24 protein-coding genes and 2 tRNA genes are annotated in these 22,209 nt (G+C 61.1%); 10 read left to right on the forward strand and 16 right to left on the reverse strand.

The features are described from left to right. Positions 1-3: 3 nt before the first annotated feature. The 4 genes from gatC to JQK88_RS11465 all read right to left on the reverse strand — a co-directional run bounded on the left by gatC (position 4) and on the right by JQK88_RS11465 (position 2,530). Positions 4-291 (reverse strand): Asp-tRNA(Asn)/Glu-tRNA(Gln) amidotransferase subunit GatC, encoded by a 288-nt coding sequence (gene gatC, locus JQK88_RS11450; RefSeq protein ID WP_192253830.1) that lies wholly within the window; start codon positions 289-291, stop codon positions 4-6. Between the two features lie 70 nt (positions 292-361). After that, the gene (locus JQK88_RS11455; RefSeq protein WP_246501616.1) at positions 362-1,201 is read right to left on the reverse strand and encodes a radical SAM protein; all 840 of its coding nucleotides are present in this window, start codon (positions 1,199-1,201) and stop codon (positions 362-364) included. Positions 1,202-1,361: 160 nt separating this feature from the next. Then, positions 1,362-1,748, reverse strand: a complete 387-nt coding sequence (locus JQK88_RS11460; RefSeq protein ID WP_246749813.1) for a hypothetical protein — start codon at positions 1,746-1,748, stop codon at positions 1,362-1,364. Positions 1,749-1,822: 74 nt separating this feature from the next. After that, a complete protein-coding gene (locus JQK88_RS11465) occupies positions 1,823-2,530 on the reverse strand; it encodes a metal-dependent hydrolase (RefSeq protein ID WP_203278355.1) in 708 nt (235 codons plus the stop codon). 136 nt (positions 2,531-2,666) lie between these two features. Between JQK88_RS11465 and ruvX the strand changes: the two genes are divergently transcribed. Beyond that, positions 2,667-3,173, forward strand: a complete 507-nt coding sequence (gene ruvX, locus JQK88_RS11470; protein WP_112561609.1) for a Holliday junction resolvase RuvX — start codon at positions 2,667-2,669, stop codon at positions 3,171-3,173. On the opposite strand, the gene JQK88_RS11475 is transcribed toward ruvX, so the two are convergent. The 3 genes from JQK88_RS11475 to JQK88_RS11485 all read right to left on the reverse strand — a co-directional run bounded on the left by JQK88_RS11475 (position 3,091) and on the right by JQK88_RS11485 (position 5,812). Continuing rightward, complete coding sequence (locus tag JQK88_RS11475) at positions 3,091-3,432, reverse strand: DUF6105 family protein (RefSeq protein ID WP_112561608.1); 342 nt, start codon at positions 3,430-3,432, stop codon at positions 3,091-3,093. The two genes, ruvX and JQK88_RS11475, sit on opposite strands and share 83 nt — an antisense overlap. Next, the gene (locus JQK88_RS11480) at positions 3,432-4,055 is read right to left on the reverse strand and encodes a hypothetical protein (RefSeq protein WP_203278356.1); all 624 of its coding nucleotides are present in this window, start codon (positions 4,053-4,055) and stop codon (positions 3,432-3,434) included. Before JQK88_RS11480 ends, JQK88_RS11475 begins: the two co-directional genes overlap by 1 nt. Positions 4,056-4,183: 128 nt before the next feature. Further along, entirely contained in the window at positions 4,184-5,812 is a 1,629-nt protein-coding gene (locus JQK88_RS11485) for a DNA alkylation response protein (RefSeq protein ID WP_203278357.1), read from the reverse strand. A gap of 158 nt (positions 5,813-5,970) precedes the next feature. On the opposite strand from JQK88_RS11485, the gene JQK88_RS11490 reads away from it, so the two are divergent. From JQK88_RS11490 to dprA, 4 genes are read left to right on the forward strand one after another with little or no spacing between them, the layout of a single operon-like run. Beyond that, positions 5,971-6,936, forward strand: a complete 966-nt coding sequence (locus tag JQK88_RS11490) for an aspartate carbamoyltransferase catalytic subunit (protein WP_112395347.1) — start codon at positions 5,971-5,973, stop codon at positions 6,934-6,936. After that, positions 6,933-8,219 (forward strand): dihydroorotase, encoded by a 1,287-nt coding sequence (locus JQK88_RS11495; protein ID WP_203278358.1) that lies wholly within the window; start codon positions 6,933-6,935, stop codon positions 8,217-8,219. The genes JQK88_RS11490 and JQK88_RS11495 overlap by 4 nt, the downstream gene beginning before the upstream one ends. Positions 8,220-8,275: 56 nt before the next feature. After that, on the forward strand, positions 8,276-8,881 hold the full coding sequence (gene plsY, locus JQK88_RS11500) for a glycerol-3-phosphate 1-O-acyltransferase PlsY (protein ID WP_192253815.1): 606 nt from the start codon (positions 8,276-8,278) through the stop codon (positions 8,879-8,881). Then, the gene (gene dprA / locus JQK88_RS11505) at positions 8,878-10,014 is read left to right on the forward strand and encodes a DNA-processing protein DprA (protein ID WP_192253813.1); all 1,137 of its coding nucleotides are present in this window, start codon (positions 8,878-8,880) and stop codon (positions 10,012-10,014) included. Before plsY ends, dprA begins: the two co-directional genes overlap by 4 nt. A 3-nt stretch (positions 10,015-10,017) precedes the next feature. Here the strand turns inward: dprA and JQK88_RS11510 are convergent, their stop codons facing one another. After that, positions 10,018-11,160, reverse strand: coding sequence for a hypothetical protein (locus JQK88_RS11510; protein WP_203278359.1), 1,143 nt, complete (start codon positions 11,158-11,160; stop codon positions 10,018-10,020). 1,484 nt (positions 11,161-12,644) lie between these two features. Between JQK88_RS11510 and JQK88_RS11515 the strand changes: the two genes are divergently transcribed. Beyond that, positions 12,645-12,926, forward strand: a complete 282-nt coding sequence (locus JQK88_RS11515; RefSeq protein ID WP_246501615.1) for a GYD domain-containing protein — start codon at positions 12,645-12,647, stop codon at positions 12,924-12,926. A gap of 665 nt (positions 12,927-13,591) precedes the next feature. Here the strand turns inward: JQK88_RS11515 and JQK88_RS11520 are convergent. Together JQK88_RS11520 and JQK88_RS37150 are read right to left on the reverse strand one after the other, a co-directional pair. After that, a complete protein-coding gene (locus JQK88_RS11520) occupies positions 13,592-13,858 on the reverse strand; it encodes a hypothetical protein (protein WP_203278361.1) in 267 nt (88 codons plus the stop codon). An 865-nt stretch (positions 13,859-14,723) separates the two neighbouring features. Next, complete coding sequence (locus JQK88_RS37150; RefSeq protein ID WP_312037264.1) at positions 14,724-14,879, reverse strand: hypothetical protein; 156 nt, start codon at positions 14,877-14,879, stop codon at positions 14,724-14,726. 309 nt (positions 14,880-15,188) lie between these two features. Here JQK88_RS37150 and JQK88_RS37905 point away from each other — a divergent pair, with 309 nt between their 5' ends. Next, a complete protein-coding gene (locus JQK88_RS37905; RefSeq protein ID WP_512699809.1) occupies positions 15,189-15,416 on the forward strand; it encodes an exopolysaccharide production repressor protein in 228 nt (75 codons plus the stop codon). A gap of 1,232 nt (positions 15,417-16,648) precedes the next feature. Next, positions 16,649-17,290 carry a hypothetical protein gene (locus tag JQK88_RS11535; protein ID WP_203278362.1) on the forward strand — a complete coding sequence of 214 codons (642 nt, stop codon included), beginning with the start codon at positions 16,649-16,651 and terminating at the stop codon, positions 17,288-17,290. A 7-nt stretch (positions 17,291-17,297) separates the two neighbouring features. On the opposite strand, the gene JQK88_RS11540 is transcribed toward JQK88_RS11535, so the two are convergent. Continuing rightward, a tRNA-Arg gene (locus JQK88_RS11540) sits at positions 17,298-17,373 on the reverse strand. A gap of 185 nt (positions 17,374-17,558) precedes the next feature. Between JQK88_RS11540 and JQK88_RS11545 the strand changes: the two genes are divergently transcribed. Then, positions 17,559-17,864 carry a hypothetical protein gene (locus tag JQK88_RS11545; protein WP_203278363.1) on the forward strand — a complete coding sequence of 102 codons (306 nt, stop codon included), beginning with the start codon at positions 17,559-17,561 and terminating at the stop codon, positions 17,862-17,864. 654 nt (positions 17,865-18,518) lie between these two features. Here JQK88_RS11545 and JQK88_RS11550 read toward each other — a convergent pair. The 3 genes from JQK88_RS11550 to JQK88_RS11560 all read right to left on the reverse strand — a co-directional run bounded on the left by JQK88_RS11550 (position 18,519) and on the right by JQK88_RS11560 (position 19,288). Next, positions 18,519-18,902, reverse strand: a complete 384-nt coding sequence (locus tag JQK88_RS11550; RefSeq protein WP_203278364.1) for a hypothetical protein — start codon at positions 18,900-18,902, stop codon at positions 18,519-18,521. Next, entirely contained in the window at positions 18,899-19,036 is a 138-nt protein-coding gene (locus tag JQK88_RS11555) for a hypothetical protein (RefSeq protein WP_203278365.1), read from the reverse strand. Before JQK88_RS11555 ends, JQK88_RS11550 begins: the two co-directional genes overlap by 4 nt. Positions 19,037-19,212: 176 nt before the next feature. Next, positions 19,213-19,288: transfer RNA gene (locus JQK88_RS11560), tRNA-Lys, on the reverse strand. A 324-nt stretch (positions 19,289-19,612) separates the two neighbouring features. Between JQK88_RS11560 and JQK88_RS11565 the strand changes: the two genes are divergently transcribed. Further along, entirely contained in the window at positions 19,613-20,098 is a 486-nt protein-coding gene (locus JQK88_RS11565) for a BA14K family protein (protein WP_192253798.1), read from the forward strand. 92 nt (positions 20,099-20,190) lie between these two features. On the opposite strand, the gene JQK88_RS11570 is transcribed toward JQK88_RS11565, so the two are convergent. Then, positions 20,191-20,670 carry a DUF6882 domain-containing protein gene (locus JQK88_RS11570; RefSeq protein WP_203278366.1) on the reverse strand — a complete coding sequence of 160 codons (480 nt, stop codon included), beginning with the start codon at positions 20,668-20,670 and terminating at the stop codon, positions 20,191-20,193. Positions 20,671-20,714: 44 nt separating this feature from the next. Next, on the reverse strand, positions 20,715-22,208 hold the full coding sequence (gene glpK, locus JQK88_RS11575; protein ID WP_192253794.1) for a glycerol kinase GlpK: 1,494 nt from the start codon (positions 22,206-22,208) through the stop codon (positions 20,715-20,717). Between the last annotated feature and the right edge of the window lies 1 nt (position 22,209).

Genomic DNA, 22,209 nt, shown 5'->3' on the forward strand with positions numbered 1-22,209 from the left:
CGCCTACTCCACGACCTTCGGCACGAGGAAGAAATTCTCTTCGGTGGCCGGCGCGTTGGCGACGATGTCGGCGGCTTTGTTGCCGTCGGTGACGATGTCTTCGCGCTTCTTCATCTCCATCGGCGTCACCGAGGTCATTGGCTCGACGCCGGAGACATCGACCTCGTTCAGCTGCTCGACGAAGCCCAGAATGGTGTTCAACTCGCCGGTCATGCGCTCGGCATCCTCCTCGCTCACCGCAATGCGGGCGAGACGCGCGACGCGCTTCACTGTCTGCAGATCAACGGACATGTCTTTAGCCTTTGGGAAAACCAGATGGCGCTATAGCGGCGCGGCGCGTGCCGCGCAACATCGATCGTGCTCAGGGCCGCGCTGCAGTGCCGGCCCGGGCCTTCCTCTGACGCAGCGGAAGCGGCAATTCGAACAGCCGCTCCTTCACCGAACACATACCGCAGGCGTCCTCATCCTCGAGCGCGGCAAAGTCTTTCAGCTCGGCGTTGGAGCAATCCGGTTCGAGCGGGCGATAGGCGAGATAGCCATCCCATTTGTCGGAAAGCCGGTATTTTGCCTTCTGCATCGGCAGATAGGCCAAGGGAGCACATTTCCAGATGCGCCCATCGAGAAGCTGCTTGCAGTGACGAGCCGGACAGGCCTCCCAGCTGGCGCGCGGGTCGCCATCCTCGAACGGCAGCATAGTGTCGCCAAAACCTTCGTAGCGCCGGGTCCAGTTCTTGTGCGCTGGACGCACTCTGGCGACGAATCCGTATTCCTGCCGCCATTGCTCCAGCAAGGCGAAGACCGGTTTCAACCGGTCGCGGTACTCTTCGGAATCATGATGCACGGATATGACAAGGCGGGCATCCGAGTCCGCCGCAAGGATGGTTGGCAGCGTCGGGTGGCGATGCAGGAAGAAGCCGTTCGAGACGATCTCGATCTGTGTGTGCGGCCAATGCCGCCGCACCAGACCGACAAATTGCGGCAAGTGCGGATGGATGGTGGGTTCGCCGCCAAGCAGGGAAAACCGGGTGACCGAGACGCGCCGGCTCCACAGCCCCATCCAGCGGTCGGCATCCTTGAGCGACACCGTGCCGGAATGGGCATGGTTGGAATAGTGCGAACAGCTTTCGCAGGCCAGGTTGCAGCCATGCGCGACATGCAGTTCGAGCTTCCGGAACACCGGCCGCTCTCCCTGCAAACCCATCCGTTTCAGCATCCCCATAGGTTCACGCTAGCATGCGGATGTGTGCGGTGCATCATCTCGCCGGAAGCAAATTTCAGCCTTCTTGTTTTACGCAATTCCCAAGGGAAAGCGCTATGCGCTTTTCCCGGGAAAACCGCTCCACACTTTTCCTGGAATTGCTCTAAGGCAGGGACACGCCATCGCACAGGTAATAGCTGCCGCCATTGCCGGCCTGCTCGCCTTCGTCGGCGGTCGGGCGCACCGAGACGATGTCGATTTGCGTCGCGTTCATCTGCGTGATCGAAAGCACGTCGGGAAAAAGAAAGCCCGGCTCCTGGCAGATGGCGGTGACCGCCCAACTCGGCGAGCCCGTCGCCTTGGTGACCTGGACGAACTCGCAATTGTACTCGACGCTTTGCAGTCCGTCCGCCGACAAGATGACATTGCCGGCGTCGATCAGCGTCTGCAGCCTATCCTTTTTTGCTTGCGCACAAAGCTCCTGGGTTTGGAGATAGACGCCCTTGATGAAGTCCTCGGCGGCCGATGCGGGTGACGCCGCAACCAGCATCGACACACAAAGAGTCCTTCTCAAACCCATGGTTTCATTCCCTTTTGCGACAAGGGATCGTCCAAACGATCGCTCTACAGTGTGATCGTTTGGCCGATTGCTGGCAAGGCCACGTCAACACCTGATCCTTCGAGGCCCGCAACGAACTTTTCCGCCGTTGCGTCGATGATCGGGAACGTGCCGAAGTGACAGGGTACGACCGTGTCGAAGTGGAAGAAGCGCCGGCAGGCAAGGGCCGCCACCGCACCGCCCATGGTGAAGCGGTCGCCGACCGGCACGATGCCAATCTTCGGCTCGTGCAATTCGTTGATCAGCGCCATGTCGGAGAAGATGTCGGTGTCGCCCATGTGGTAGAGCGTCTTGTCTTCCGGAAAATGCAGGACCAGCCCGCCCGGATTGCCGAGATAGACGTTCTGGCCGCCATCGAGGCCAAACGACGAGGAATGCAGCGCCTGGACAAAGGTCGTGGTGAAGGCGCCACAATCGACGGTGCCGCCGAGATTGCCGGGATTGATCTTGTTGCCGTCGACCCCCTTGCCGACCAGGTACATGCAGATCTCGTAGTTGGCGACCAGCTGGGCACCGCTCTTCTTCAGCACCTCCACCGCGCCGCTGACATGGTCATTGTGGCCGTGGGTCAAAAGCACATGGGTGACACCCTCCGCAGGCCCCTCCCAGCCGCCCGTCCATGACGGATTGCCGATGAGATAAGGGTCGATCAGGATGGTCGCGCCTGATGTCTCGATGCGAAAGGCCGAATGTCCGTACCAGGTCAATTTCATCAATCGTTTTCCTCGATTTTGGTTGCGCCGGAAGATAGAACGCCGGCTGCGAAATTAAAGTGACATAGTGTGCTGCTGGTTCAAAAGAACGTGTCAGGTGCTTTGTCACGGTAAAACTGGTTTTTGGGGAAAGCCGTTGGGCATCATAGCAATCGAGGATCTGCCGGCACGCCTGGAAGGCGGCAGGACGCTGGCCGGGCTAGATCTAGGTGACAAGACGATCGGCGTCGCCGTTTCCGACCGGGGCCTGTCCTTCGCCCATCCGCGCCCGGTGATCCTGCGCAAGAAGTTTTCGCTGGATGCGGCGGCGCTGCTTGCCCAACTGCAGAAGGACAATATCGGCGCGTTCGTGCTCGGCCTTCCCATCAACATGGACGGGTCGGAAGGTCCCCGCGCCCAGAAATCGCGCGCCTTCGTGCGCAACATGGCAGGCGTGACCGACCTGCCCTTCGTGCTGTGGGACGAGCGGCTGTCGACGGTCGCCGCCGAGCGGACGTTGATCGAAATGGATTTCTCGCGCGCCAAGCGCGCCGGCAAGATCGATTCGGCGGCCGCCGCCTTTATTCTGCAGGGAGCTTTAGATCGACTCCAGTCGCTTGGCTCATCCGATCGGACGGAACCGGACTTCCCGTCTGGCGCCTGATCCAGGCGGCGATGTTGCGGCGGCGCCGGAACGCCCACAATGCCATCAACAGGAATCCGTCAAAGACGCAGGCTCTTGCCACCATGCCCGGAATGATTGCCGGGTCGATGCCCAGCATCTGGCCGTAGAGCTGGAACACGACGTCGTGGAGCTGCCGGCTGAGCATGACGTAGCCGAAATTGATATCGTTGAGCGACAGGAAGAACCAGCCCCAGAACAGAGCAAGTGGGGCGGCCCACAATGCGAACAGCGTGCGCATCAGTGACCGTCCCTGCGGCTGGAGCCGCCTCTATGGCCACCATCTCTGGGACTGCCATCCCTGGGACCGCCATCCCTGGGACCAATGTCCGGCCGGCCGGAAATGCGCGACAGCAAGGAGCCGTGCGCGGCGCCTTGTGCCATAGCGTGCGCAGTGGCGCGGCTCTCGACCTCGCGCGAAACTGCGACGGCCAAAACCGACCTCCGCTCGGCATGCATGGCGACGTAAGAGGCCAGAAGTGCCGCCAGTTGCACGGCCACAACCATGAACAGGCCGTTGATGCCTTGCGCGGCGCCGCCGATCAGGATCAGCGACAGGACGGCGGATGCGGAAATAAAGGCAGTCCGCGCCACGCTGTCGGCTCCGTCGGGGCTCGCTGCGGCGTTAACCAAACTCTCGATGAAGACCCAACAAAACAACACCGCGACGACCAGCAAGGCGATGGCCAGCGGCGCCACGACGGCAGCGTTGTCGAGATCGACCAGACGGGTGTTTTCCACGACGACGCCGAGCACCCCCAGAGCGCCCGCAACGCCGCGGTTTCCATCCATACAGATGAACGCCAGCAGGGCGAAAACTACCGCCCAGTGCAAGGCCAGAAAAGAGGTCAAAATGGGCCGCATGGCATCCCTGCTTTGGTGACAAAGACAGTGGGCTTTGCGGCCCGCCGCTGCAATGGAAACCATTTGTTAAGGTTAACGTCCATCCACAGGCTGCGGTAAATTCGCGGTGATAGGCTGTGCAGCCGGCCTCAGTTGACCGGCGGATAGAGCGTGTCGATGATCATGCGCGCGTCATGGCGTGAATCGAGCATGCCATAAGTGTTGCGCCATTGGCCGGCGAGCCGCGTCTCGACAAAGGCATCCGCAATCCGCCCTGCCCCCAGCCGGCGCAATTCCGCCGCTGCCGCCGACAGCGCCAGCTGTTCGGTGAGCAGGCGGGCCGACCCCTCATCCGTGCCGGCGACCTGCATGGCCGCCTTCAACACGCCGATGGTGCCGCGTCCGCCGGCGCCGAGATCGCGATCGATGCCGGCCAGCACCTCCTCGAACAGGCCGGGCGCGCGGCCAAGCACGCGCAGCACGTCGAGCGCCATGACATTGCCGGAGCCCTCCCAGATCGCGTTGACCGGGGCTTCGCGATAGTAGCGCGCGAGCGGCGCTTCCTCGACATAACCATTGCCGCCGAGGCATTCCATCGCCTCATAGAGCAGTGGCGGCGCGATCTTGCAGACCCAGTATTTGACCACCGGCGTCATGGCGCGGGCAAAGGCCGCCTCGCCGCGGTCGCTGGCCGCCTCGTCGAAAGAACGGGCCAGCCGGAACGAGAGCGCTGTGGCGGCGGCGACATCGAGCGCCATGTCGGCCAGCACGCGCTGCATCAGCGGCTGTTCGATCAGCGTCGAACCGAACACCTGGCGGTGGCGGGTATGATGGACGGCCTCGGCCAAGCCGGCACGCATGATCGCCGACGAGGCGACGGCGCAGTCGAGCCGGGTCAAGGTGACCATGTCCATGATCGTCTTCACCCCGGCGCCGGGCTCGCCGACCATCTCGCCGATGGCATTGACGAATTCCACCTCTGACGAGGCGTTGGAACGGTTGCCGAGTTTGTCCTTCAGCCGCTGGAAGCGGAAACCGTTGCCGGATCCATCACCGAGAATGCGCGGCACGAGAAAGCAGGAAAGCCCTTCCGGCGCCTGTCCAAGCACGAGAAAAGCGTCCGACATCGGCGCCGACATGAACCATTTGTGGCCGGTGAGGCGATAAAAACCGCTGCCGGCGCGCTCGGCCCGTGTGGTGTTGGCGCGCACGTCGGTGCCACCCTGCTTCTCGGTCATGCCCATGCCGAGCGTCAGCCCGGTCTTTTCGACCGGCGGCTTCTGGCTCTGGTCGTATTTGCGCGTCGTCACGCGCGGCGCCCATTCGCGAAACAGCTTTGGGCTGGCCATCAACGCGGCCAGCGAAGCGCTGGTCATGGTGATGGGGCACAGGTGCCCGGTTTCGAGCTCGGCTGTCAGGTAGAAACGCGCGGCGCGCACCTGATGGCGGCGGCCGATCTCGCTGTCGCCATTCTCCCAGATCGAGGAATGCAGCCCGCCGGCGACCGAGCGCCGCATCAGCGCATGATAGGCCGGATGGAATTCGACCTGGTCGATCCGCCGGCCCTGGCGGTCATGCGTGCGGAGCTTGGGCGTCTCGACATTGGCAAGACGCGCCAGCTCCTGCGCTTCCTGTGTCAGGACGAAGCGGCCAAGCCCGTCGAGATCCTTGCGCACCGGATCGGAAAAGCGTTCGGCGAGCTGGATCAGCAACGGATCGCCCCGCCAGGCGTTGCCGCCCGTCAGCGGCGGCGGCTGGTTGGTCACGTCGTCGGTCACGGACAGTCCTTACGTTACGAAGGCTTCGAATCCGAAGCCATCGGCTAGATATAGCCCAAGCTTGCCGGAGCGCGCGACGAAAATACCGGGGAGAAAGGCCGCAATCCCAAGCTGGCGCTTGCGGCAAGGAATTCTCCCCCCTATAGCAGCGCCTTGAGATGACCGACGCTTCGTCCCTGCCGCTTTATCCTCATCGCCATCTTCTGGGCATCCGCGATCTTTCCCCCGCCGATATCGAGCTTTTGCTCGACCGGGCCGATCGCGCCGTCGCCATTTCCCGGCAATCCGAGAAAAAGACCTCGACGCTGCGCGGCCGCACCCAGATCAACCTTTTCTACGAAGCATCGACCCGCACGCAATCGTCGTTCGAGCTGGCCGGTAAACGGCTTGGCGCCGACGTCATGAACATGTCGGTGGCGAGTTCTTCGGTGAAGAAGGGCGAAACGCTGATCGACACGGCGATGACGCTTAATGCCATGCGCCCTGACATCCTCATCATCCGCCACCAGTCGGCGGGCGCCGCCGCGCTTCTGGCACAGAAAGTCGGCTGCTCGGTGGTCAACGCGGGCGACGGCGCACATGAGCACCCGACGCAGGCGCTGCTCGACGCGCTGACCATCCGCCGCGCCAAGGGACCGCTGTCGAAGCTGATCGTGGCGATCTGCGGCGACATCCTGCATTCGCGCGTGGCGCGCTCCAACATCATGCTCTTGAACGCGCTCGGCGCGCAGGTGCGGGTCGTCGCGCCATCCACGCTGTTGCCGTCCGGCATCGAGAAAATGGGTGTCATCGTCTCGCGCTCGATGGCTGAAGGGCTGAAAGGCGCCGACGTGGTGATGATGCTGCGCCTGCAGCGCGAGCGCATGGAAGGCGCCTTCGTGCCGTCGGTGCGTGAATATTTCCGCTATTTCGGCCTCGATGCCGAAAAGCTGAAGGCGGCCAAGGATGGCGCTCTGGTCATGCATCCCGGACCGATGAACCGCGGTGTCGAGATCGCGTCCGAAATCGCTGACGGCCCGCAAAGTGTCATCCAGGAACAGGTCGAAATGGGTGTCGCCGTGCGCATGGCGGTGATGGAAGCGCTGCTGGATCCCCGCCGCAACGCAGAGGGCCGTGGCGCATGAGCACGACGGTCTTTGAGCGCGCTCGTATCGTCGACCCGTCGCGGGGCATCGATGAAGTCGGCACCGTCGTCGTCGAGGGCCGCAAGATCGTTGCTGCCGGCAAGGCTGCCCTGAACCAGGGGGTGCCGGCGGGAGCCACAGTCGTCGACTGCGCCGGCAAGACGATTATCCCCGGCCTGATCGATGCGCGCGTCTTTATCGGCGAGCCCGGTGGCGAACACCGCGAGACGATTGCATCGGCAAGCGTTGCGGCGGCGGCCGGGGGCGTCACCTCCGTCGTCATGATGCCCGACACCGACCCGGTGATCGACAATGTCGCGCTGGTCGAATTCGTGCTGCGCACCGCCAGGGACACCGCAATCGTCAATATCTTCCCGGCTGCGGCGATCACCAAGGGCCTTGCCGGTCGCGAAATGACCGAGTTCGGCCTGCTGCGCGAGGCCGGCGCGGTCGCCTTCACCGACGGCCGGCATACAATATCCAGCGCGCTGGTGATGCGCCGGGCCCTGACCTATGCCCGCGATTTCGGCGGCGTCATCGCGCATGAGACGCAGGATGGCGATCTCGCCTCGGCAGGCGTGATGAATGAAGGCCTCTATGCCAGCTGGCTCGGCCTCGCCGGCATTCCACGCGAGGCCGAGTCCATCCCGCTGGAGCGCGACCTGGCCCTGGCGCGGTTGACACGCGGCACCTACCACGCGGCCAAGATTTCGACGGAAATGGCAGCGCAAGCCGTGAGGCGGGCGAAAGCCGACCAAGCCAATGTCACGGCAGGCGTCACGATCCACAATCTGTCACTCAACGAGAACGATGTCGGGGAATACCGCACCTTCTTCCGGCTGACGCCGCCGCTGCGCGCCGAGGAGGACCGGCTGGCGATGATCGAAGCGGTCAAGGACGGCACGATCGACATCATCGTCTCGTCGCACGACCCGCAGGATGTCGACACCAAGCGCCTGCCCTTCGCCGATGCCGCTGCCGGCGCCATCGGGCTGGAGACGTTGCTGGGCGCAGCACTGCGGCTCTACCACAATGGCGATGTGCCGCTGCTCAGGCTGGTCGAGACGCTGTCCACGGCACCGGCCAAACTGTTCGGCCTGCCCGGCGGCACGCTGAAGCCTGGCGCGCCGGCTGATCTTGCAGTCGTCGATCTGGAAGAACCCTGGATCGTCAGCGAAAGCGGTATCCGTTCGCGCTCGAAAAACACCTGTTTCGAAGGCGCGCGGCTGCAGGGCATGGTCTTGCAAACGCTGGTAGCGGGCCGCACAGTGTTTTCGACCTAGAGTGATCGCGGCACGTCGCGCGTCGATCTGCTGCCAGGGAAATGCGGGGGGAAACAATGAGTTACAACGTCATCCTGGCATTGCTGTTCGGCTATCTCCTGGGTTCGATTCCCTTTGGCCTGCTGATCACCCGCGCCGCCGGTCTCGGCGACGTGCGCAAGATAGGCTCCGGCAATATCGGCGCCACCAATGTGCTGCGCACCGGCAATAAGGGCCTGGCCGCCGCGACGCTGGTGCTCGACGCGCTGAAGGGCACGGCGGCGGTGATGATCGCGCGCCATTATGGGCACGACTTCGGACCGTGGGCCGGCCTTGGACTCTGGGCAGGCCTCGGCGCCTTCCTTGGCCATCTGTTTCCCGTCTGGCTTGGTTTCAAGGGCGGCAAGGGCGTGGCGACCTATCTCGGCGTGCTGATCGCGCTCGGCTGGCATGTGGCGTTGATCTTCATCGTCGTCTGGCTGGCGATGGCTTTCGTCTTCCGCTACTCGTCGCTGGCGGCGCTGACGGCAGCGGTCATCGTGCCGATTGCGCTGTATTTCCTGAGCACGCCTGAGGTCGCCGGGCTGTTCGTGGTGATGAGCCTGATCGTCATTGTAAAACACCGCGCCAACATTTCGCGCCTGCTTGCCGGCACCGAGGGTAAGATTGGAGCCAAGGGATGAGCAAGCCTGCCGCCGGGCCGCGCCTCAGCGACCGGCAGCGGCTGAGCTGGCTGCGGCTGATCCGCACGCAAAATGTCGGCCCGGCCTCTTTTCGCGAATTGATCAACCGCTTCGGCTCGGCCGAGACAGCGCTCGAGATGCTGCCCGAGCTGATGATTTCGGGCGGCGCCAGAAAAATCGTCCGCATTCCCTCCATCGCCGAGGCCGAAGCGGAACTGGAGGCGGCCGGCGAGAACGGCGCCCGCTTCGTCGGCATCGGCGAGGCCGACTACCCGCCGATGCTCAAGAATATGGACAATCCGCCGCCGCTGATTGCCATGAAAGGCGAGGCCGCGGTGTTCCGCCTGCCGGCCGTTGCCATTGTCGGCGCCCGCAACGCGTCGCTCGCCGGGATCAAGATGGCGCGCATGCTGGCGACGGATCTTGGCCGCGACGGCTATGCCATTGTGTCAGGCCTGGCGCGCGGCATCGACACGGCGGCACATCAGGGCAGTCTCTCGACAGGCACGATTGGGGTGCTGGCAGGCGGGCTCGACGTCCCCTACCCGCCCGAAAATGCCGGCTTGTGCGACGACATAGCCGAACGTGGCGGCGCCGTTATTTCGGAGATGCCGTTCGGCTGGCAGCCGCGGGCGCAGGATTTTCCGCGCCGCAACCGGCTTGTCGCGGGTGCGGCCCTCGGACTGGTGGTGATTGAGGCGGCGCAACGCTCCGGCTCGCTGATTAGCGCGCGCCTGGCCGGCGAAATGGGCCGGCTGGTCTTTGCCGTGCCAGGTTCACCGCTCGATCCGCGTTGCGCCGGCTCAAACGGCCTGCTCAAGGATGGCGCCACTCTCGTCACCGAGGCGGCCGATGTTTCGGGCGCGATCGCGCCTTTGGCCGGCACGCGGTCGCCCATGGCGGCGTCCTCGGAAAAGGCGCCCGACTTTTCGGCAACGCCGCCGCCCGGCGAGGACGAGCGCAGCGGCGTCCTCGAAGTGTTGGGGCCGACTCCGGTGGCGGTGGATGAAATCATCCGCCACACCGGCCTCAACGCCGCCCAGGTGTCGATGGTGCTGCTTGAACTCGACCTTGCCGGCCGCATCGAGCGCCACGCCGGCGGCAATGTCTCGCTGGTGTTCGGCGGCTCCTGACGGCTAGCGGAACAGATACCGCGACACCTCCGGATTGCCACGGCGCCACATCACATTGTCCAGAAAATAATGATGCACGTTGATGAAGATCAGCACGATGAAGAAGAACAGCGATGATCCCAGGACTTGCCTGTCATAGGGGATCAAAGCCGTCAGCGCGGACGGGATCAGCCAGAAACCGAGATAGCCAAGGGCGGTGCCGCCGACGATAAAGCCGAGGAGCCGGAACCTGTAGAGAGGGCCGAGAAAGGACAGGACCTTCGGCTGCGGATCGCTTTCGGCATCGGAGCTGTCACGCTCGACGTTTGTCTGGTAGCGCCAGACCACGGCGAGATACTGCAGCGAGTGGAGCGCAGGCACGATGAGCAGCCAGAGCGGGTTTATTCTGGCAATCAGGATCCAGAGATAGAGCGACGCGACGTAGGCCACCAGGCCGTTATAGGGCAGACCGCCGCCGTTCTTTCGCCAGCGATTGACCAACATCCAAAGCGTGGCCGCCGTCGACGCAACGGCCGCCAGCAGGGCAATGTCGGCAATCCAGGAAGGGGCGGCGAATGTGTAATAGTCCAGCCCGTAATATTTACCCTGGGTGACCGCGGTGTTGGTCTGCAGCCACGCCAGGATCCACACGGCATAGGAGTTGACAAGCAGCACCTTCTTGTCGCGGTCGTCGAAGAATTTGCGCTTGAGCACCGCGTCCACCATCAGCATGCCGTAGCCCTGCTTGACGTAGTGCCAGCCGACGAAAAAGAACATGGCGTTGGTTGCATAGCCGAGCAGCCGCGTGTTCGCCGCCGCCGCGCCATAGGCAAAGAACCCGGCCATGACCAGGGGCACGACAATGCCCGCAAAGATGTAGCGGAGTTGCAGGCTCCTGTCGTAGCCGTCGCCGGACACCTTGCGCGTGAAATTGCGATAGAAAAGCTGGTAGGAGTGGGCGAAGTGGGGATAGTTCACGAGATAGGCCACGAAGACCATCGTTGCGGCTACCGGACCCTCATACTCGAGCGGAACGAGAAACAGCACCGGCAGGATGAGAAAAGCGCTGCCGCCCAGCATGAGGAAATCGGCGACCGGGCCGAAGAGATACTTCTGAGGTGTCGCCGCCTTAGGAGCTACAGCATCCGCCGAAAGCTGAAGTGCCATGTTCGAACCCTCCCCTGGAAGGCCCGAGTTTAGCCAGCGGCGGGTGTGGCGACAAGGTTGGAAGCTGCGCTCTGGGCCGATGCAGGCGCGAGGTTCGTCTGGTCATTTTGCGAGTAGAAATGGCGAGCGTGAGGGGGTTCGAACCCATGACCTGCTGATTAAAAGTCAGGGCTCAACACTAAAACGAATGCAAGCACTACGACGCGACGCCGCGAGCGGCAAGGCGATCACTCGCCTGCCATCGGCCAGTGCTGTGACGATATCCAGGAGCCAAAGGCAGGGCTCAAGCGGCTCGCAGCAGACGAGAGGGACGCTGCCAACACATTCAGGCGGGGTTGAAGGTGCCCGACCGAGCGCTCGCGTATCCTCAACACCAGCAGGCGCGTGGCTGCGAATGGCGCCAAGACGACAAACGCCATCGTGACACTGACGAAAACCGACAAGAAACAAATCCCGCCGGGGACGGAGCAAACTGTTTCCATGACGTACCCCTTTCCACCGTTGACCTGGCGGCCCCCCTCCGCGCGCCTGCAAAGGATGATCTCACTTCAGGGGAAATACAAGCATGTTCTAATAGACCGAGCCGCAAGAGGTTCTCAGGAGATCAGATGAGCCTTCTTCGTCCCGGATCAAAGCCAAAAAAGCGCACCCAACAGCGGCTGCTTCGAGGCTGTGAGGCGCAGCAGCCGACTCATACGGTGCGAACAGCGGTCATGGCATCGCTCTGGCGGGCTAAAGGAACCTAATTCTACGCTCAATCGTTCAATCAGGGTATGGCGCCAATCGGGTGTGCGCATGAACCCTCGTGACAAGGCTATTTCTCCGTTTGAGGAGGAACAACACCAGGTCCAACTCGCAAAGAGCGCGCGCCTCCGAGAGCTTCGATCTCATGCGTCTTGGCTGGCCTTCGACCCTCATGCCCAGTTTCATGATGAGATAGACCTCTCAGCCATTTTTGAGGAAAACGCGTCGCGCCCACGCTTATAGGGCGACGTACGTCCCAGGGACTTCAGTCGTAATTGAGTCATTCCTAATATGCCTATAGCTTAGGCAGTGCGGGGGACCCCCGAATTCCAAACCCGCAATGGCCGGTGCGCCTGCTTGCCCAAGCAACCCCCCGCACCGGCCATTCCTACTGGGGTTGAGGAGCTATCGCCTCGAGGCGATGGAAGGAGACGGAGGGAAGGTCCTGCGGCTGAGCAGCGCCGAAAACGATCTGGGTTAACGTCACATGTCGATTGGTGAAATGCGGAATGTCCAATCGACGATTTCGGAACCAAAACGGTAACGTCAGACCTTAATCCAACAGCAGAAGCCCGCTACTGGGTGCTCAGCACGGGCTATGTACCCCGCAATGGAACCGACCCTTGTATCGATAAAACTGAATATTCGGCAGATCACCAGGTCTGCCGATTATCGAGGGAGGATGTCATATGCCAACGTTCATAGTCACAGGGTCCTATTCAGCCGCCGCAGCGAGTGGAATGATTGACAATCCGTCGAACCGAGAAAAGGCGGCCCGTGCCATCTTTGAAGCAGCAGGCGGGAAACTGCATTCTTTCTACGTCACGACGGGTGAAACTGACTGGATGGCAATCACGGAATTCGGCGACGGTGCTGACCTGATCCCCGCACTTCTCGTCGTCGGCGCATCGGGAGCAGTATCGAATATCAAAACCGTGCGAGCATACACGGGCGCAGAGTTCAAGGCGGCCCAAGAGAAGGCGGGAAAAATCGCTTCTTCCTACAAATCCCCGGCAAAATAAGCAGACCACACTGGCGCGCCATCACGGGCCGGCAAGGCCTGTAATTTATCACGCTGCTAAGTCTGGCCCGCTGCTTCGGTGGCGGGCTTTTTAAGGCTCGAAGGGCAGCTCATACCCACATTGACGGCACTTGAACGCGCCACCGCTCGCTTGATCGGCCATGGGCTCCTGCTTTGCTCGCGATATCCAACAGCGCGAGCATTGTGGCGTCTCGTCAATGATGGGCTGATATCGATGTACGCGGGCACCGGCAGAGGCACTGCTATCCAGATCTGATTTCAGTTTTGCCCGAGTTTCATCGCGTGAAGGGCGACCTTGCGCCGTAGGACAGGCGCCCAAAGGTCTGTGCGTGGCTCCCTGAGGGCGGCAGCGATGTCGTCGAACGTGTGTTCCATGCCAAGATTCTAGATCGAAACCGCGAATCTGTGAATCCCCATCCTCTGGTGTGAAGACACCAGTTCTTCAACTGCTGAAAAGAAGGATCGCCGGGCGAGGAACCCCAAATCCTCAAGCCCGGCCAAGTTACTTCCTGATCCCCATCAGGAGTCCGGTGGAGGAGTGAACTGCAGACAGGCCGCCGGCTCAAAAAAATGGCTCGCCTTTTCCGAAGAGCGAGCCATTAGAGGAAGCCGCTTTTGCCGGTGCGCGATCGGCGGCACTCACCATCATGGGACGCGGCCAACCGGCACGCCGCAGCGGCAGAGAGGGCAGCGGCCATCACGGGTCTGGACATAGGCCGGCATCGGCATCTGCGGCCAGTCGCACTCATTGCCGAATTGACGGACATAGCGGTCGTAAGTGTTCGGCCCGGTGCTCAGCACCACCGCATGCTGGCTCTGGATCATCTGTTGAAGCTCTTCGCAACTCATCTTGCGCGTGTCCGACCGGGCGTCGGCTAAGCCGGTCGCGGCAAATAAGATCGCTGCCGTCATCGAAATAGTTCGGTGCCTGTAAATTCGGTGCATAAGCATTGGCGTCACCCTCGAACTGATATGCCACGCGAAACTTGCACCCCGGCCTGCGGTTCGGCAACAACCAGCCGGCCACATTTTGCGGCGCAAGGTGATTGTATATTTGTGAGCCAAGAGCCGACCGTAGCCACCCGTTTCCTGCTAACAGTGTCCGCGCGGCGGCATTAAGTGCGCAACCAGCACGCCTGACGTGGCCGGTCAATTCCATGTGCTGCCCGATCACTGCCTTCGAAGTCGAATCGACAACCGAATGCGGGAAGGCATAGGAGGGGATCGTCACGCTGATGCGGTCGGGTGTCACCCGACCGCGCACAACCGCGGTGACGGCGACCTCATCGCCTACTTTGATATTACCCCTAGCCATGACCAGATTCTGGCGCGGTGGGCGCTGGCGTCAAGATAAGGGCGAGCTAATAAGCGCGGTATCCCTTGCACCTCAGCCGTAGGAGAATAGCCGGTGCAGGTTAACCCCAGACCCGCACTGCACCGGCTAAGCGAGCCCAGAAAACCTCGCTCTGAAACGTATTTTATCGCATATTAGCAATCTCTCAATGAGACTGAATGCCCAAAGTCGCTGGGCACAAAGACGCAAGGCATGCCAGCGCTACCCAAGGGGAATGGCCGGCGCAGCTGGGGTGCTCGGGTTGCGGACCGCACCGGCCACTGCGGGAAGGTATTAAGCCCACCCACGTCGCTGACGCTAACGGCATATTAGCAATCACGCAATAAAGCCGATCGGTCTACCCAGACGTAGGCGGCTGCGCTGGCCCTGTCCCGTTCGGCTGGATGAACGGCGCCCTCTTGCCTGTGATGATCTCAATCGACTTCAGCAGCGGTCCGTGGACCTCACGAAGCGCTTGGTAGTGCTCGCTGTGGTATGCCAGGAGGGACCGATGATGCTCTTGTGCAGCGCCTCTGCTGCCGCGAGGAAGCGCTCGATCTCATCCTGCGATAGCTGCTTGGAAGGTTTGGTTCTGGCCATTGGCGATCTCCGTTGAAGGGGTTCGCCGCAAGGATAATAATCCTACATGTCGGCTCGGCTGACAAGCGGGCTCGCTGGCCATGACCTCACAGGAAGCAGTAGGGCCAAGACGGTCAAGGACATCACCGACCAGAATGGCCGCAATAAAACGAAAATAGGACCAAGAGCGCATCACCTCAGCACGGCGCTTGCGCAATTACTAATTTAGTGAAACCTTAAATGCTTCTGGGGAGCAGACGCGAGAGACCGGTCGGTCCAGTTATGGGGCGGCATTGAACATAAATGTTTTTTCCGCGATTCCTGATCGGGATGTTCGCCACGTCGACCGTGGTGGCGATCTGGATTTATCTAGCAACGGATTCGTTCTGGAAGTCGCTTGCGTGGACATTGCTGATTTTGATCATTTTCCAGGTTGGATATTTCCTATTGTCATTCGCGCTTTTCTATAAGTTTTGGACGAAGAGAACCGAAGAAAAACCTAACACTGCCGAGCCTACCCGTCGGGACGGTGGTGTCTCATCTGAAGGCGGCCGATGATGCCCGACAAGCCTTGCCAGGCAGTTGTCGTCAAGGGCCAAGGAGGCCCGGCGCCCTCCTTTTGACGCTGAACAAACCAGAGGGCGCCGAACCTTATAGCGACAGCGCTTTGAGGGAAGCGCGCCGAGTAGTGAGTGTACCGCTCTCGCTAGAGTTGTGGGAATACAGCCTTTTGGACGATGGTCGGCAGCGAACGCTGGTGAAGATGGCCGGCGCCGCAAGGCCTTAGGCGGGGGCGCCGGCCATGGCGGAAAATGGGTCCGCCGCCAAGATACACTAACAGACGGGCCGCGAGCTGCCTGATCAGCGCCGGCCGGACGGGTAATCAGGTCCGCCGCAACTCAAGCGATACCTGATTCTTGACGTAACGTCAGGGGCGGGTCAACCGCCAAGCTCGCTTATACCCTGCTACCGTACTGGCAGCAGAAGGACGGTGACCGGCTGCCATTTACGAAGCACGAGGCCATGCCGATCATGTCGCGCTGCCGGTAGCGCCAGACCGCGGCGGCGAGCGCGCGCTGGCGAGACTACTAGCGGCCCAGCGGTCAAGGCGGGGGGCTTGGGGGTTTTGACCACCGGGCCTAACCGGCAAATAGGTGCCGGCTGGCGAGAGATCATACGCCGATATAACCTATTGTAGAATGGGGCTCCCTCCGTTCCCGAATCGTGCAAGACACGTTCTTACATTAGGGAGTCCTAAACAAACGCGAGCGTCGCCTGGCGATGCTCAAGTGCCGCGCCGCCGGCCACCAGCAGTCCGCCGCGTGCCCCCACGCGACGGACCTCTGATGGGAGCGGCTACATCCCTAAAGGAATCGACCGCTTGTAGTTGTATTTTGAACTGCCGGGATCGCGTTAGCCTATGGTGTGATCGCGGAAGCCCGAGGAGATCGGCGACCAAGTGCAGATCGAGGAGATCACGCCGAAGAAGAAGCGCTAGCGGTCCTTGTTGGCCTCGAAATACTTCAGGACCATCTTGGCGGTGAAATCCGAGTCCACTATCCCCTGGCGCATTCGATTCATAAGCGCGTCGGAGACCGCCGGCTTAGGCGTGAAGTACCAGCCATCGACGCATTTTGTGATCTGCTCGCAGCGCAGAATTCGGGACAAATGATATTCGACATAGCTGGGCTTAGTGATGAAGCCATGCTCGCCTGGTTCGATCGTGCAGGCAGGCGGCAAGTATCGCGTTCAGATTGATCACTTGCTCGGCTCGTCATCGTGGTGCAGTCATGAACGCGCACACGCCCACCTTAAAGCCCCTTGGCATACCGCCGGGGATGAACCCGAGCGATTGGCGGCAGTCGGTCGAGAATCGGCTGAACGATCTCCTAGACCGTGCTAGGAGCCTGATAACGGCACTCGACCTCATGGAAGCCGATTGCGATCTGGAGGAGACGGCCGACGACGAGCCGTCACTTGGATGGACGGAGCGGGACGGACATGGCTTAGCGTCATACCTTGCGCCGAACCTTCCGGCTGGTGACGCGCTCGACCTCGAAATGGACAACAGCGACGACGAGGAAGGTGGCGACGAGGAGCCCATGATGGGCGCTATCGAACGCCATCCAACGTCGCGGGAAAGCCCATGGGGCCGCAGCGGCGAATTAACGGTCGCGCACTACGGCAGCAACTCGCAAGAGGATTGGGCGGGCTCCCGCGCCACGCTCCCAGGCCATGACGAACGCGAGGCCGAAAACGAGCATGGGGGCGACGTGCTGGACGAGCCGCACCACAGGGAGGAAGGCGAGCCGTCGCTCGGCTGGACGAACCATATTGACCAGCGGCTCTCGGGGAAAGTTGACCCATCGGTCTGGTTCGAAGACGGCGAGTTCGACAGCGGCGACCCGCCGGAACAGCCAGACCACAACTGAAGTAAATTGGTGCACTCGGCAGGGCTCGAACCTGCATCTGCCTCCGGGAGGTCCCGCTCTTTCCTAGATTGAGCTACGAGCGCTAATTTTGGCAGGGTACAAGGCAAGCGTCGTTTGATCGATCTGGAGATTAGCGGTAACCGCCGCCTGCAATAGAAGTAGGCAAGATGCTAGATGCCTAAGCCCGCTGCCTCACGGTGGCGGGCCTTTCGCTTTTGCACCGCTCTGTTTAGCTTTGGTGAGCCAAGATTGGATGGGGGAGCTTCTAATGGCAGATGGTGTCGCTAGAATTGAGGTTCAGCATCAAGACGCCAATCACGCGCTGTTCCTCGTGCTGTTCGAGTGTTGCCTTATGATCAGCGAAGCCAGCGACACGGAATCGGACGCAGCCGTCACCTATGCCAAAAACATTCAGAGCTCAGGCAAGTCGAAGATGGCCAACAAAGAGATAGCCGACTGCGCCTACCACCTTACACTCCACCTAAAATCGTGGCCCGATCCGAGGGCTGACACGATCAGGAGGGTCCTCGCGCATCTTATGCAAGCCGATCGGTGGGAATCAAAGCTTAGGTAGCCCGCTGCCTCACGGTAGCGGGCTTTTTCGTTGCTCAGCCCCTACGTCTCGATGCCGAGCTGCGGAACGCAAACGTCGTGATGTCGTCACGGGAAATCCCGATGTCGCTGAGCATGTCGTCTGGTGACTCGCTCAACTCGTCCGTTGCCTTCAACAGCGCCTTCTGCCCGGCTCGATGACGGAGCCAATAGGCGAGCGGACCAACTGCGACAAGAGGAAGATTCACAAGCATAGGAAGGTTCACAAGCATCGGAGCACTCCCTTCACCGCTGCAGGAAACTGCACGTAGCCTACGCCGATTAGCTCGATGCGTCTGTGACAAAATTCACAGATGCCTCACGGCGGCGGGCAAATCATCTACCAGCGGAGCTAGGGTTTTTCCGCTCAATAACATCGGTTGAGTCTTGGACATCGTTTCCCCCTCCCGTGAACCTCAATACTCGCAGGAAAGACTTGGTACCGGCACCGGATGCCGAGGGGCTGCCTCAGGCGGGCTTTCCTGTGGCAGAAAAGTCACGCAGCTTGAATATGCAGAGCTTCAACCGGCGCGAGCTTATTATCCAGCTAAGCGAGGCGTACCGTTGTTTTTGCGGGCAAAGGGGCTGCCCGACCTCCCGAACTAGCGCCCGCTGCCTCACGGTGGCGGGCTTTTTGTCAGCTCCGCAGGCTTACTGCGAGTGTTTTGGGTGGTCCCCACATACCGCCTGTAAAACTGTCAGAATCGGCGATCTGCAAGACGTTCACCTCTCTTGGATATTTTTTTCCGAACCAACTTTCATATTCGATCTCAATCGGAAACTCCGCCTGCGCGATCCAAAAGCTTTGACGCGGATCTCTATGGGTTAGACCAAAAGAGCATGACGTCCGAGCACCGTTGTGGAGGAGTCGGATCACCCTGGAAGGCTCGAAACAAGCCAACCAAAGGCCCTTGTTCTCGTCGTTGGCGCCGGCGCCGAGCGCCGCCTCAAGCGCTGTCTGATCGCTGATGAAAAGCTTGATATTCTTTGCCGGGATCGATCCGGACGTGGTGCGTCTCAACCATCGCCGTGATGATTGGGCGAAACTGACGTCGCCAAAAAGTGCAGCGACAGTCCAAGGGCGATCACAGTCGCGAAGACCCCCGCGAAGTTGAGCCAGTCCACGCTGAACAACCAATGGATGAGATCCTTCACTGCCCCATCCCCTTTTGTCGCGTGTACCTGCCGATTGTCGCAGGAAAGAACTGGCACCGCAATTGGCGGCGCCCGGCTCACACTGGCGGGCTTTTTGTTAGCCTATGGTTAGCCCGTCTGGAAACCGACCTTCACCGTTTCGGAAGCGAAATACTATCCGCCTGTGCTTGATAATTTGGTGAGCGCGTCGGGGTTCGAACCCGAGACCTACTGATTAAAAGTCAGTTGCTCTACCGGCTGAGCTACGCGCTCCCGCGGGCTTTAAAGGCCGCCCTCGAAATTGCGCGGAACATAGGGAGAGTGCCGCGACCGGTCAACCGGAAAAAGATGGCGCTTTCACCGAGGTTTCCGCCATCGCCTGACGCCCTGCAAATTGCCTTGGCAGGACGCCCGGTGAGCCGCTCCCGCAATGAGGTCGCCGCTTCAAAATCTGCAGGCGTGTGAGATGGTCTTTTCTTCTCCGGTTCATTGGAGAAACATTACAAATCAGCAACTTAATGTTTTGGCTGGAACCATCGCACCGTCGAGCCGTTCACTCCCCACAAGGGACGTCAACCACCCTTTCAGGAGAAGATCATGAACAAGATCGCAACGGGTCTGCTGGCGACCACACTATCAGTTTCATTCGCGGCCGCGGCGATCCTGCCGGCTGACGCCGCGCAGATGTTCGTCCCGCAGGCAACGACGACGTCGTCCGATATCGTGAAGGTCGGCGAGTCTCATCCTGAGCGGTATGAACAGTGGCGTCGTGGCAAGCGCCATTTCAACGGCAACCGCAATTTTGCCCGCAACAATGATAGCGGGGCCTATTGGAATGGCCATCGCGGCTATCGCGATTACCACCGCGGCTACCGTCGTCATGGCGACTATTGGTTCCCGCTGGCTGCCTTCGCCACTGGCGCCTTGATCACCGGCGCAATCGTCAACAGCGAGAACAACCGCGTCTACGAAGGCAACGCCCATGTGCAGTGGTGCTACGACCACTATCGCAGTTACCGCGCCTCGGACAACACCTTCCAGCCGAACTACGGCGGCAGACAGCAGTGCAATTCGCCGTACTGATCCAAGAATGAGTAGCTGACGAGTATGAGTAAAAACCCGCGCCGAGATGGCGCGGGTTTTCTGTATGGCTTGTCACAAGCCGGCGGTTCAGCTCAACTCGCCCAGCCAATGGTCTTCAAGATCAAATAGAGGCCACCGCCTTCTCCGCGTGGAGACCGATAAACTCCGAGAGCGCCGCAAATTCGAACCATGGTCGCGGACAATTCCCAACCGAGCACTTCCAGATCGTCTTGAGCATCCGTCACATAGGCCTGCGCCAGTTCCTTAATGCCGTTCTTCTCTCCGAACGATCGAACCAGCTTTGCGTCGACAAGCAGTTCGCTAGGCAGGTTTGAGTTCGACCAGGCCCAAAGCCAGTTGCTGGCCTTCGCGCTGGTGCTACCTGCAATCTGGATTTCGGCGACAACTCTGACGATGTTCTGGTCTGAAAAGAGAAGCTTTCCGGATGTCAGATCATAGTCGTAGCGGGACCAGTTACCCAGGTTGAAGTCGCCCTCGAGTCGCTTGTTCTTCGCGTTCAGCTGGTCGATAGCCTCGTCGCGCCAAGCAGGATACCAATCTGGACTTGTCATGCCCCCTCGCTCAGCAAAACCAAATCATTTCGCGGTCCGCCGATCTATTGCGCGCTTAGCGTCCTGCGCACCGCATCGCGCCAGCCCGCCAGTTTTGCCGAACGAACGGTGGCATCCATGTCCGGCTTGAAGCGCCTCTCGAGCGCCCAGCTCCTGGCAAAATCCCTCGCCTTCGGCCACACACCCGCCTTCGAGCCGGCAAGCCACGCGGCGCCTAGCGCCGTCGTCTCCAGGATGGTCGGACGGTCGACCGGCGCGTCGAGAATGTCGGCCAGTCGCTGCATCGTCCAGTCGGAGGCCACCATGCCGCCGTCGACGCGAAGCACGGTTTTGGCCGAAGCTCCTTTCCAGTCCTTGCGCATCGCGTCGAGCAGATCGCGCGTCTGGTAGGCGACGGATTCGAGTGCGGCGCGGGCGAACTCCGCCGGGCCTGAATTACGGGTCAGGCCGAAGATCGCGCCACGCGCCTCGGCGTCCCAGTGCGGCGCGCCCAGCCCGACGAAAGCCGGCACCAGATAGACATTCTGCGTCGGGTCCGCGGTCGCCGCCAGCACGCCGCTGTGCTCGGCCTTGCCGATTACTTTGATGCCGTCGCGCAGCCATTGCACGGCAGCACCGGCGATGAAGATCGAGCCTTCCAGCGCATAGGTGGTCTTGCCATTCAGCCGGTAAGCGATGGTGGTCAACAGCCGGTTCTTCGAGCGCACCAGATCGGCGCCCGTGTTGAGCAGCGCAAAACAGCCGGTGCCATAGGTCGATTTCATCATGCCCGGCTCGAAACAGGCCTGGCCGATGGTCGCCGCGTGTTGGTCACCCGCCACGCCGAGGATCTTTATCCCGGCGCCAAACAGCCTTTTCTCCGTCACGCCGTAGTCGTCGGCGCAATCCTTGACCTGCGGCAGCATCGCGACCGGGATGCGCAGGATGGAGAGCAGCTCGTCGTCCCAGACATTTTTCTCGATGTTGTAGACCAGCGTGCGCGAAGCGTTGGTGGCGTCGGTTGCGTGAACCTTGCCGCCGGTCAGCCGCCAGATCAAAAAACTGTCGATGGTGCCGGCGAGCAATTCGCCCTTTTCGGCGCGTTTTCTGGCGCCCTTCACCTTGTCCAGCATCCAGGCGATCTTGGTGCCGGAGAAATAGGGATCGAGCAGCAGACCGGTTTTTTTGGTGAATGTCTTTTCCAGCCCCTGATTCTTCAGCTTCTGGCAGAGCGGCGCGGTGCGCCTGTCCTGCCAGACGATGGCATTGTGGATCGGCTCGCCCGTCGCCTTGTCCCAGATGACGACGGTTTCGCGCTGGTTGGTGATGCCGATCGCCGCCACATCGGACGCCTCGCGGCCGGCGGCCTTCAGCGCGCCTTTGACCGTGGCGACGACGGTCGCCCAGATGTCCTCCGGGTCGTGCTCGACCCAGCCGGAGGCCGGGTAATGCTGGGTGAATTCCTGCTGCTTGCTGCCGGCAACCTTCATCTCACCGTCGAACAGGATCGCCCTGGTCGATGTCGTGCCCTGGTCGATCGCAAGGATGTATCCGGTCATT

It is taken from the genome of Mesorhizobium caraganae (assembly GCF_016836705.1).
GTDB lineage: Bacteria > Pseudomonadota > Alphaproteobacteria > Rhizobiales > Rhizobiaceae > Mesorhizobium > Mesorhizobium caraganae.

Excerpts from the sequence above, each read along its gene's own strand:
- gatC (WP_192253830.1), bottom strand. The coding sequence starts at position 291 with ATGTCCGTTGATCTGCAGACAGTGAAGCGCGTCGCGCGTCTCGCCCGC.
- JQK88_RS11455 (WP_246501616.1), bottom strand. The coding sequence starts at position 1,201 with ATGGGTTTGCAGGGAGAGCGGCCGGTGTTCCGGAAGCTCGAACTGCAT.
- JQK88_RS11460 (WP_246749813.1), bottom strand. The coding sequence starts at position 1,748 with ATGCTGGTTGCGGCGTCACCCGCATCGGCCGCCGAGGACTTCATCAAG.
- JQK88_RS11465 (WP_203278355.1), bottom strand. The coding sequence starts at position 2,530 with ATGAAATTGACCTGGTACGGACATTCGGCCTTTCGCATCGAGACATCA.
- JQK88_RS11475 (WP_112561608.1), bottom strand. The coding sequence starts at position 3,432 with ATGCGCACGCTGTTCGCATTGTGGGCCGCCCCACTTGCTCTGTTCTGG.
- JQK88_RS11480 (WP_203278356.1), bottom strand. The coding sequence starts at position 4,055 with ATGCGGCCCATTTTGACCTCTTTTCTGGCCTTGCACTGGGCGGTAGTT.
- JQK88_RS11490 (WP_112395347.1), top strand. The coding sequence starts at position 5,971 with ATGACCGACGCTTCGTCCCTGCCGCTTTATCCTCATCGCCATCTTCTG.
- JQK88_RS11495 (WP_203278358.1), top strand. The coding sequence starts at position 6,933 with ATGAGCACGACGGTCTTTGAGCGCGCTCGTATCGTCGACCCGTCGCGG.
- plsY (WP_192253815.1), top strand. The coding sequence starts at position 8,276 with ATGAGTTACAACGTCATCCTGGCATTGCTGTTCGGCTATCTCCTGGGT.
- dprA (WP_192253813.1), top strand. The coding sequence starts at position 8,878 with ATGAGCAAGCCTGCCGCCGGGCCGCGCCTCAGCGACCGGCAGCGGCTG.
- JQK88_RS11510 (WP_203278359.1), bottom strand. The coding sequence starts at position 11,160 with ATGGCACTTCAGCTTTCGGCGGATGCTGTAGCTCCTAAGGCGGCGACA.
- JQK88_RS11515 (WP_246501615.1), top strand. The coding sequence starts at position 12,645 with ATGATTGACAATCCGTCGAACCGAGAAAAGGCGGCCCGTGCCATCTTT.
- JQK88_RS11520 (WP_203278361.1), bottom strand. The coding sequence starts at position 13,858 with ATGACGGCAGCGATCTTATTTGCCGCGACCGGCTTAGCCGACGCCCGG.
- JQK88_RS37150 (WP_312037264.1), bottom strand. The coding sequence starts at position 14,879 with ATGGCCAGAACCAAACCTTCCAAGCAGCTATCGCAGGATGAGATCGAG.
- JQK88_RS37905 (WP_512699809.1), top strand. The coding sequence starts at position 15,189 with ATGTTCGCCACGTCGACCGTGGTGGCGATCTGGATTTATCTAGCAACG.
- JQK88_RS11535 (WP_203278362.1), top strand. The coding sequence starts at position 16,649 with ATGAACGCGCACACGCCCACCTTAAAGCCCCTTGGCATACCGCCGGGG.
- JQK88_RS11545 (WP_203278363.1), top strand. The coding sequence starts at position 17,559 with ATGGCAGATGGTGTCGCTAGAATTGAGGTTCAGCATCAAGACGCCAAT.
- JQK88_RS11565 (WP_192253798.1), top strand. The coding sequence starts at position 19,613 with ATGAACAAGATCGCAACGGGTCTGCTGGCGACCACACTATCAGTTTCA.
- JQK88_RS11570 (WP_203278366.1), bottom strand. The coding sequence starts at position 20,670 with ATGACAAGTCCAGATTGGTATCCTGCTTGGCGCGACGAGGCTATCGAC.
- glpK (WP_192253794.1), bottom strand. The coding sequence starts at position 22,208 with ATGACCGGATACATCCTTGCGATCGACCAGGGCACGACATCGACCAGG.